This is a genomic window from Streptomyces sp. NPDC091271 (assembly GCF_044757505.1).
Lineage (GTDB): Bacteria > Actinomycetota > Actinomycetes > Streptomycetales > Streptomycetaceae > Streptomyces.
Genome location: NZ_JBIVVD010000006.1, coordinates 126,299 through 134,497, shown reverse-complemented (window position 1 = coordinate 134,497; position 8,199 = coordinate 126,299). Strand labels below are relative to the sequence as shown.

General features: G+C 70.1%; 8 protein-coding genes. 5 read left to right on the top strand and 3 right to left on the bottom strand.

Annotated features, from left to right (window positions below):
- Nucleotides 1-158 precede the first annotated feature (158 nt).
- Together dnaJ and ACIQM3_RS24710 are read left to right on the top strand one after the other, a co-directional pair.
- Nucleotides 159-1,352 (top strand): molecular chaperone DnaJ, encoded by a 1,194-nt coding sequence (gene dnaJ, locus ACIQM3_RS24715; RefSeq protein ID WP_401627640.1) that lies wholly within the window; start codon nt 159-161, stop codon nt 1,350-1,352.
- Nucleotide 1,353: 1 nt separating this feature from the next.
- Nucleotides 1,354-1,800, top strand: a complete 447-nt coding sequence (locus ACIQM3_RS24710) for a heat shock protein transcriptional repressor HspR (protein ID WP_014155378.1) — start codon at nt 1,354-1,356, stop codon at nt 1,798-1,800.
- A gap of 29 nt (nt 1,801-1,829) precedes the next feature.
- On the opposite strand, the gene ACIQM3_RS24705 is transcribed toward ACIQM3_RS24710, so the two are convergent.
- The gene (locus ACIQM3_RS24705; RefSeq protein WP_401627638.1) at nt 1,830-2,837 is read right to left on the bottom strand and encodes a LuxR C-terminal-related transcriptional regulator; all 1,008 of its coding nucleotides are present in this window, start codon (nt 2,835-2,837) and stop codon (nt 1,830-1,832) included.
- A gap of 163 nt (nt 2,838-3,000) precedes the next feature.
- A complete protein-coding gene (locus ACIQM3_RS24700; RefSeq protein ID WP_401628365.1) occupies nt 3,001-3,846 on the bottom strand; it encodes a helix-turn-helix transcriptional regulator in 846 nt (281 codons plus the stop codon).
- 287 nt (nt 3,847-4,133) lie between these two features.
- Here ACIQM3_RS24700 and ACIQM3_RS24695 point away from each other — a divergent pair, with 287 nt between their 5' ends.
- Together ACIQM3_RS24695 and ACIQM3_RS24690 are read left to right on the top strand one after the other, a co-directional pair.
- Nucleotides 4,134-4,388 (top strand): 5'-nucleotidase, encoded by a 255-nt coding sequence (locus ACIQM3_RS24695; RefSeq protein WP_401627636.1) that lies wholly within the window; start codon nt 4,134-4,136, stop codon nt 4,386-4,388.
- Nucleotides 4,385-4,705 (top strand): (2Fe-2S)-binding protein, encoded by a 321-nt coding sequence (locus tag ACIQM3_RS24690; protein WP_033296620.1) that lies wholly within the window; start codon nt 4,385-4,387, stop codon nt 4,703-4,705. Before ACIQM3_RS24695 ends, ACIQM3_RS24690 begins: the two co-directional genes overlap by 4 nt.
- Before the next feature lie 273 nt (nt 4,706-4,978).
- On the opposite strand, the gene ACIQM3_RS24685 is transcribed toward ACIQM3_RS24690, so the two are convergent.
- Nucleotides 4,979-5,380: a pyridoxamine 5'-phosphate oxidase family protein gene (locus tag ACIQM3_RS24685; protein WP_401627634.1), complete on the bottom strand. Its 402-nt coding sequence runs from the start codon at nt 5,378-5,380 to the stop codon at nt 4,979-4,981.
- A 136-nt stretch (nt 5,381-5,516) separates the two neighbouring features.
- Between ACIQM3_RS24685 and clpB the strand changes: the two genes are divergently transcribed.
- Nucleotides 5,517-8,123 carry an ATP-dependent chaperone ClpB gene (clpB, locus tag ACIQM3_RS24680; RefSeq protein ID WP_401627632.1) on the top strand — a complete coding sequence of 869 codons (2,607 nt, stop codon included), beginning with the start codon at nt 5,517-5,519 and terminating at the stop codon, nt 8,121-8,123.
- The last annotated feature ends 76 nt before the right edge of the window (nt 8,124-8,199 follow it).

The following is an 8,199-nucleotide window of genomic DNA, read 5'->3' as shown; positions in this document are numbered from 1 at the left end:
GGGGGGGGGGCGCGAGCCCCCGCGGGGCCGGCGGGGGGGGGGGGCGGCCCCCCCCCGGGCCCCCCCCCCCCCCCCCCCCCGGGCCCCCCCCGGGGGGGGGGGGGGGGCCCGCCCCCCCCCCCCCCCCCACGGCCGATCGTCCGGAAGGAGGGACGTCGATGAGCACGAAGGACTTCGTCGAGAAGGACTACTACAAGGTTCTCGGCGTCCCCAAGGACGCCACCGACGCCGAGGTCAAGAAGGCGTACCGGAAGCTCGCCCGCGAGTACCACCCGGACGCCAACAAGGGTGACGCCAAGGCCGAGGAGCGCTTCAAGGAGATCTCCGAGGCGAACGACATCCTCGGCGACCCCAAGAAGCGCAAGGAGTACGACGAGGCGCGGGCCCTCTTCGGCAACGGAGGCTTCCGGGCGGGACCCGGCGGTGCGGGCGGCAACTTCAACTTCGACCTGGGCGACCTCTTCGGGGGCGCCCCGGGCGGTGGCCAGGGTGCCGGCGCCGGCGGTTTCGGCGGAGGCGGCGGTGGCGGCCTGGGCGATGTCTTCGGCGGACTGTTCAACCGCGGTGGCGCGGGCACACGTGTCCAGCCGCGCCGTGGCCAGGACATCGAGTCCGAGGTGACGCTCAGCTTCACCGAGGCGGTCGACGGGGCCACGGTCCCGCTGCGGATGTCCAGCCAGGCCCCCTGCAAGGCGTGTTCGGGCACCGGCGACAAGCACGGCACGCCGAGGGTCTGTCCGACGTGCGTCGGCACCGGCCAGGTGTCGCGGGGCACGGGCGGCGGATTCTCGCTCACCGATCCCTGTGTGGACTGCAAGGGCCGGGGCCTCATCGCCCAGGACCCCTGCGAGGTCTGCAAGGGCAGCGGCCGTGCCAAGTCGGCCCGCACGATGCAGGTCAGGATCCCCGCGGGGGTGCTGGACGGCCAGCGGATCCGGCTGCGCGGCAAGGGCAGTCCGGGCGAGCGCGGCGGCCCGGCCGGCGACCTCTACGTCGTCGTCCACGTCGACGCCCACCCGGTCTTCGGCCGTAAGGGCGACAACCTCACCGTCAGCGTGCCCGTCACCTTCCCGGAGGCGGCGCTCGGCGGCGAGGTGAAGGTCCCCACGCTCGGCGGGCCCCCGGTCACCCTGAAACTCCCGGCCGGCACACCCAACGGCCGTACGATGCGGGCCCGGGGCAAGGGCGCCGTGCGCAAGGACGGCACCCGCGGCGACCTCCTGGTCACCGTCGAGGTGTCCGTGCCCACGGAGCTCGGCGCGGACGCCCAGGACGCGCTGGAGGCCTACCGGAAGGCGACCGCGGGGGAGGACCCGCGGGCGGAGCTGTTCCAGGCTGCGAAGGGAGCTTGAGATGGACGGCCGTCGACGCAATCCGTACCAGCTGACCGACGAATCACCGGTCTACGTCATCTCGATCGCGGCCCAGCTCTCGGGCCTGCACCCGCAGACACTGCGCCAGTACGACCGCCTCGGCCTGGTCTCGCCCGACCGCACGGCCGGGCGCGGACGGCGCTACTCGGCCCGTGACATCGAACTGCTGCGCACCGTGCAGCAGCTGTCGCAGGACGAGGGCATCAACCTCGCGGGCATCAAACGCATCATCGAGCTGGAGAACCAGGTCGCCGCGCTCCAGCAGCGCGTCGCCGAGCTCTCGGCGGCGGTGGACGGCGCGGCCGTGGCCATGCAGCAGCGCGAGGCCCAGGTGCACGCCTCCTACCGGCGTGATCTGGTGCCGTACCAGGATGTGCAGCAGACGAGCGCACTGGTGGTCTGGCGGCCGAAGAGGCCGAAGGACTGACCGGGCCGGAAGGGGCCCGTCGCGGAGTCTCACGACTCCGGGGCGGGCCCCTTCCCCGTGGCCGCGGCGGAGTCCACGAGGCCCGACCGCGTGATCAGGACGCCGAGGTGGGTCCGGCTGGTGGCGCCCAGCACCTGCATCAGCTTGGCGATGTGGGAGCGGCAGGTGCGGATGCTGATGCCCAGCCGGCGGGCCACCGCGTCGTCGACATGGCCCTCGCTGAGGAGCCGGGCGATGCTCTGCTGGACGGCCGTGGCCTGGATCCCCGGGGTGGTCGTGGGGAGTTGCTGGGTGAACGGGGTGGCCTGCGCCCAGAGGACCTCGTAGACCTGGACGAGGTAGCGGACGAGGGCGGGGTGGCGGATCTGCAGCGCCGCACCGCGGTCGGCGGTGGCGGGGATGAAGGCCACCGTGCGGTCGAAGATGAGAAGCCGCTCCACGGTCAGCTCGGTGGTGCGCACCTGGAGGGACTCGGCCGGCACCTGACGCAGGTATTCCCGCACCTGGGTGCTGTAGCGGGCTGGGTGCTGGTAGATGTGACGGAGCCCGGCGCCCCGGGCGATGGCGGTCGTGGCGTTGTCCAGGGCCGTCCGCAGGGTGGCACGGGGACGGGTGCTTCCCGGCTGTGCCGTGAGGACCTCGTCCGTGGCCTGGGAGGTGGCCTCCTGGATGGCGGTCCGTATCGCTTCGGGCCCTTCCAGCATGGTGATGGCCAGATGGGGGTCACCGTTGGCTATGACGGACAGGGGCGCCAGGGACCGCGTCAGTTCGAGCGTCCGCTCCACGCGCTCGTCTATCTCGCGTGTGAGCGGCTGCAACAGGCGGGCCAGGGCTGCCGACGGCGGGACGGGGCGCAGCCAGTTCTCGTCCCAGGGATCGGCCTGGACCAGCGCCCCGTCGGTGAGGCACGGTGCGGCGCCGAGCTCCGAACGGGCGATCCGCCCCTGGCGCAACGCCCGCTCGTACAGCTCGAGTCCGGGACCGCAGAGTTCTCTCGGCCCGTGGCTGTGCGGCGGTTGCACCGGTTCTGTTCCCATCTGGGAGCCCCCCGTTTTGTGCACTGCAACAAGTTGCCGGTGGCGCAAGCCTAGTGGCCTGGTGGAGTGTGGACCTGTTGTGGCCGTGGGGGACCGCCCGGGTACGCGGGCCGTACCGCTCGCCGTCGGGCGGCGGCCCCTCGCCCGCCGGGGGCCTCGGCCGTCAGCTCTGCTGGTCCAGGATTCCCGACTGCGAGATGAGGTAGCCGAGCTGGGCCCGACTGCCGCTGCCGAGCGCGGCGTTGAGCTTGGCTATGTGCGCACGGCACGTGCGTACGTTCATGCCGAGCCTCCGGGCTATGGAGTCGTCCACGTGGCCCTCGACCAGCAGTTGGGCGATGGAGCGCTGCACCCCGCTGATCCCGGCGGGAGTGGGGGTGTAGGAGACATCCTCCAGCAGGGGGGTGGCGCGTTGCCAGAGTTGCTCGAAGACGTTGATCAGGTAGGAGACGAGGCCCGGGTGCCGGAGTTCCAGCGCGACCGTCAGGTCGTCCTGAGCGGGAATGAAGGCGACCGCGCGGTCGAAGATGAGCATGCGCTGCACGAGCTCCTCGAGCGTACGTATCTCCACCCCCTCGGCGAGCCGCTCCGCGTACGCGAACGTCCCGTGATGATGGCGGACCGTGTGCTGGTAGAGGGTGCGGATGCTGACGCCGCGGTTCACCACGGCTCGTCCCCGCTCCAGCCCCTTGCTGAGGATGTCCTCGCTCCGGGCCCCTCCTGGCTGCACGGTGAGCACTTCGCTGCGGCACTCCGCCGTGGCCACGTCGATGGCCGCGTTGATGCGGGTACCGCCTTCGAGCACGGTGATTGCGTGCGTCGTGGGCGGATCCTGGGCGCTGATGTCCATGAAAGGTTCGAACGACTCGGTGAGTTCCAGGGAATGGCGTCTGCGCTCCTGGATCTCCCTCTCGATGGGGTGCAGCCGCTGGGCGAGGGCCGCCGAAGGAGGCACGGGGCGTAGCCAGTCGGCATCGTCCGGGTCGGGGTGGAGCAGGGCGAAGTCCATCAGGCACGGAGCCGGCTCCACCTCGGAACGCGGTATGCGGCCGGACCGCAGCGCACTTGCGTAGAGGCGCTGCCCCGCATCGCATAGTTGGGTGATCCCGTGCCGATGCGCCCCATTTGAGTCGCATGTATCCATATCTCCACCCCCCATGTTCCTGAACGTGCAAGAACATGATGCATCGATCCAGTGGTGCTTGCGTGTCCGCGTGAGACATCGTCTTGAGAGCGGGGGAGATGAATCCATCAAGTGAGGACGAAGCCGAAATGTCTAAGCGAATGCTTCGCTCGGTGCTTGCCACAGCTTTCGTGGGGGCCCTGGCCTACGGTGCGTCGGGAGCCCACGACATCACCTGGGGGGCTGCGCAGGCCGAGCAGGCGTCGGCCGTGCCCGGCGACATCACATGGGGTGCGGCTGCGGGTGACATCACGTGGGGTGCGGCTCCTGCCGACATCACGTGGGGTGCGAACGCGGGTGACATCACATGGGGGGTCGCTCCGGGTGACATCACGTGGGGTGCGGCTCCGACCGGCACCGCGGCATGACCACCCCACCGGACGACCGCACCTTCCGGCGGGAGATGGCCACGGCGTATCGCTCAGGGTGGCATTTCATCGATCTGCTCACGGCACTTACCCGCCAGGGCGATTCGTTGATGGTCACCCTGTTCGGAGAGCCGATTGTCGTCGTGATGGAAACGGATGACGATATCCGCGCCTATCGCTGTCTTCGCCGGCCACGCGGAGCCCCGCAACCGGTTCGCTGTGCCGTGAGGTACGGCATGATTTTCGTAAATCTCGATCAGCGCGACCATGAACTGTTCGAGCAAGAAGCCATTTCCGCCACCCCCCGCAGTGCCTGAACGATTCCCCCGTCGTTCCATATCGTTCCGGCACTTCCCCCACACAGCGGCGCCATCGTGACCTGAACACGATGGCGCCGTTGTGCTGCCCGGAATCAATTCGGCATTCCTAAGGGCTGTCCCGTAAAACCTGGCGGGCGCACGACGACAGCTACGGCACCTCGCTGCGTTGTCGGAACGCCCGAATACATCCAGTATGCGAACGCCCCTCCGCCCTGCGATGCACCGCATCTGACGCCGTGCGCTGATCCACCAGGTATTACGGGACAGCCCTTAGGCGTTTCCGAGCGCCCTGTCGACGGCGATCTCGATGACGACCCGCTCCGGGTTGTGCCGAGGGGTGCGCTCGTAGCGCTCCGCGTAGCGGCGTACCGCGTCCTGGATCTCCTCGGGCTCCGTGCGGACCACCGCGCGGCCCTCCAGGGTCGCCCAGCGGCGCCCCTCCATCTGGCAGACCGCGACCCGCGCGCCCCCGGGGCCCGCCGCCCGGACGTGGGCGGCCTTTCTGGTGTTCCCGCCGGTGATGACGCGGGCGATCCGCGTCTCCGGGTCGTAGGTCACCCCCACGGGCACCACATGCGGTGTGCCGTCCGGGCGGAGCGTGGTCAGGGTGCACACATGGCGTTCCCGCCAGAAGGCGAGGTATCCGGGGCCGGGGTTGCGTACGTCAGGCATGGGGTCAGCCTAGAGAGGGGGCATACGGACGGGGAGGGAAGGCGCCGCATCGGCCTTGAGTGGAATAGACTCAACTTTGTACCCGTTGTTCGAGTCAAAGTCCTGTAAGCACCAGTACGAGGAGGAGACAGCGCCCGTGGACGCCGAGCTGACCAACAAGAGCCGGGACGCCCTGAACGCGGCCACCAGCAGGGCCGTCAAGGACGGTCATCCCGATCTGACCCCCGGGCACCTGCTGCTTGCGCTGCTCGCGGGCGAGGACAACGCGAACATCACCGACCTGCTGGCCGCCGTCGACGCCGACCAGGTGGCCGTGCGCGAGGAGACCGAGCGGCTCCTGAGCTCGCTGCCCAGCGTGACCGGCTCGACCGTCGCCCCGCCGCAGCCGAGCCGCGACATGCTCGCCGTCATCGCCGACGCCGACCAGCGCGCCAAGGAGCTCGGCGACGACTATCTCTCCACCGAGCACCTGCTGATCGCCCTCGCGGCGAAGGGTGGCCGCGCCGGTGAGATCCTCGACGGGCAGGGAGCCAGTGCGAAGAGGCTGCTGGACGCATTCGAGAAGAGCAGGGGAGGGCGCCGGGTGACCACTCCCGACCCCGAGGGCCAGTACAAGGCGCTGGAGAAGTTCGGTACGGACTTCACGGCCGCCGCCCGCGAGGGCAAGCTCGACCCGGTCATCGGCCGTGACCAGGAGATCCGCCGCGTCGTGCAGGTGCTGTCGCGCCGTACGAAGAACAACCCGGTGCTCATCGGTGAGCCCGGGGTCGGCAAGACGGCCGTCGTCGAGGGCCTCGCCCAGCGCATCGTCAAGGGCGACGTACCCGAGTCCCTGCGGAACAAGCGGCTCGTCTCCCTGGACCTCGGCGCGATGGTCGCGGGCGCCAAGTACCGCGGCGAGTTCGAGGAACGCCTCAAGACCGTCCTCTCCGAGATCAAGGAGAGCGACGGGCAGGTCATCACCTTCATCGACGAGCTCCACACCGTCGTCGGCGCGGGCGCCGGCGGCGACTCCGCGATGGACGCGGGCAACATGCTCAAGCCGATGCTCGCCCGGGGTGAGCTCCGCATGGTCGGCGCCACCACGCTGGACGAATACCGCGAGCGCATCGAGAAGGACCCCGCCCTGGAGCGCCGCTTCCAGCAGGTCATGGTCGCCGAGCCGTCCGTCGAGGACACCATCGCCATCCTGCGCGGCCTCAAGGGCCGCTACGAGGCGCACCACAAGGTCCAGATCGCCGACTCCTCGCTGGTGGCCGCCGCGACGCTGTCGGACCGCTACATCACCTCCCGGTTCCTCCCCGACAAGGCCATCGACCTCGTCGACGAGGCGGCTTCCCGGCTCCGCATGGAGATCGACTCCTCCCCCCTGGAGATCGACGAGCTCCAGCGGTCCGTCGACCGTCTGCACATGGAGGAGCTGGCGCTCAAGAACGAGAGCGACGAGGGCTCCAAGCAGCGCCTGGAGAAGATCCGCCGCGACCTCGCCGACAAGGAGGAGGAGCTGCGCGGCCTCACCGCCCGCTGGGAGAAGGAGAAGCAGGGCCTGAACCGCGTCGGTGAGCTCAAGGAGCGCCTCGACGAGCTGCGCGGCCAGGCCGAACGCGCCCAGCGCGACGGCGACTTCGACACCGCCTCCAAGCTGCTGTACGGGGAGATCCCCGGCCTGGAGCGGGAGCTGGCCGAGGCCGACGAGGCCGAGCAGGAGGCCGCCCAGGACAAGGACACGATGGTCAAGGAGGAGGTCGGCCCGGACGACATCGCCGACGTCGTCGGAGCCTGGACCGGGATCCCGGCCGGACGCCTCCTGGAGGGCGAGACCCAGAAGCTGCTGCGGATGGAGTCGGAGCTGGGCAGGCGGCTGATCGGCCAGACCGAGGCCGTGCGCTCCGTGTCGGACGCCGTACGTCGCACCCGGGCGGGGATCGCCGACCCCGACCGTCCCACCGGCTCGTTCCTCTTCCTCGGCCCGACCGGGGTCGGCAAGACGGAGCTGGCCAAGGCGCTCGCCGACTTCCTGTTCGACGACGAGCGGGCCATGATCCGCATCGACATGAGCGAGTACGGGGAGAAGCACAGCGTCGCCCGGCTCGTCGGGGCCCCGCCCGGCTACGTCGGTTACGAGGAGGGCGGCCAGCTCACGGAGGCGGTCCGTCGGCGCCCGTACAGCGTCGTGCTGCTGGACGAGGTCGAGAAGGCCCACCCCGAGGTCTTCGACATCCTGCTCCAGGTGCTCGACGACGGCCGGCTCACGGACGGGCAGGGCAGGACGGTGGACTTCCGCAACACCATCCTGATCCTCACGTCGAACCTGGGCAGTCAGTTCCTGATCGATCCCCTGATCGAGCCCGAGGTGAAGAAGGAGCAGGTCCTGGAGGTCGTACGGGCCTCGTTCAAGCCGGAGTTCCTCAACCGGCTCGACGACCTGGTCGTCTTCTCCGCCCTCTCCGGAGACGAGCTGGCGCACATCGCGGGGCTTCAGGTGGCCCGTCTCGCCGGCCGGCTGGCCGACCGCCGGATCCAGCTCGACGTCACCCCGGACGCCCTGGCCTGGCTGGCCGTGGAGGGCAACGATCCGGCGTACGGCGCGCGGCCTCTGCGCCGGCTCATCCAGACCGCGATCGGCGACCGGCTCGCGAAGGAGATCCTCGCGGGCGAGGTCAAGGACGGCGACACGGTCCGGGTCGACCGGGCCGGTGACGGACTGATCGTGGGCACCGCGACCGCGGCGAAGACCCTGTAGGCGGTAGCCGGTGTCCCCGGCCGGAGACCTCGCGTCCCGGCCGGGGACACAGGTGTGTACGGCCCGCGTCCGCATT

Coding starts and splice junctions, on each gene's coding strand:
- ACIQM3_RS24690 (WP_033296620.1), top strand. CDS start 4,385: ATGACCACCCCACCGGACGACCGCACCTTCCGGCGGGAGATGGCCACG.
- ACIQM3_RS24710 (WP_014155378.1), top strand. CDS start 1,354: ATGGACGGCCGTCGACGCAATCCGTACCAGCTGACCGACGAATCACCG.
- ACIQM3_RS24700 (WP_401628365.1), bottom strand. CDS start 3,846: ATGGACTTCGCCCTGCTCCACCCCGACCCGGACGATGCCGACTGGCTA.
- ACIQM3_RS24705 (WP_401627638.1), bottom strand. CDS start 2,837: ATGGGAACAGAACCGGTGCAACCGCCGCACAGCCACGGGCCGAGAGAA.
- ACIQM3_RS24685 (WP_401627634.1), bottom strand. CDS start 5,380: ATGCCTGACGTACGCAACCCCGGCCCCGGATACCTCGCCTTCTGGCGG.
- dnaJ (WP_401627640.1), top strand. CDS start 159: ATGAGCACGAAGGACTTCGTCGAGAAGGACTACTACAAGGTTCTCGGC.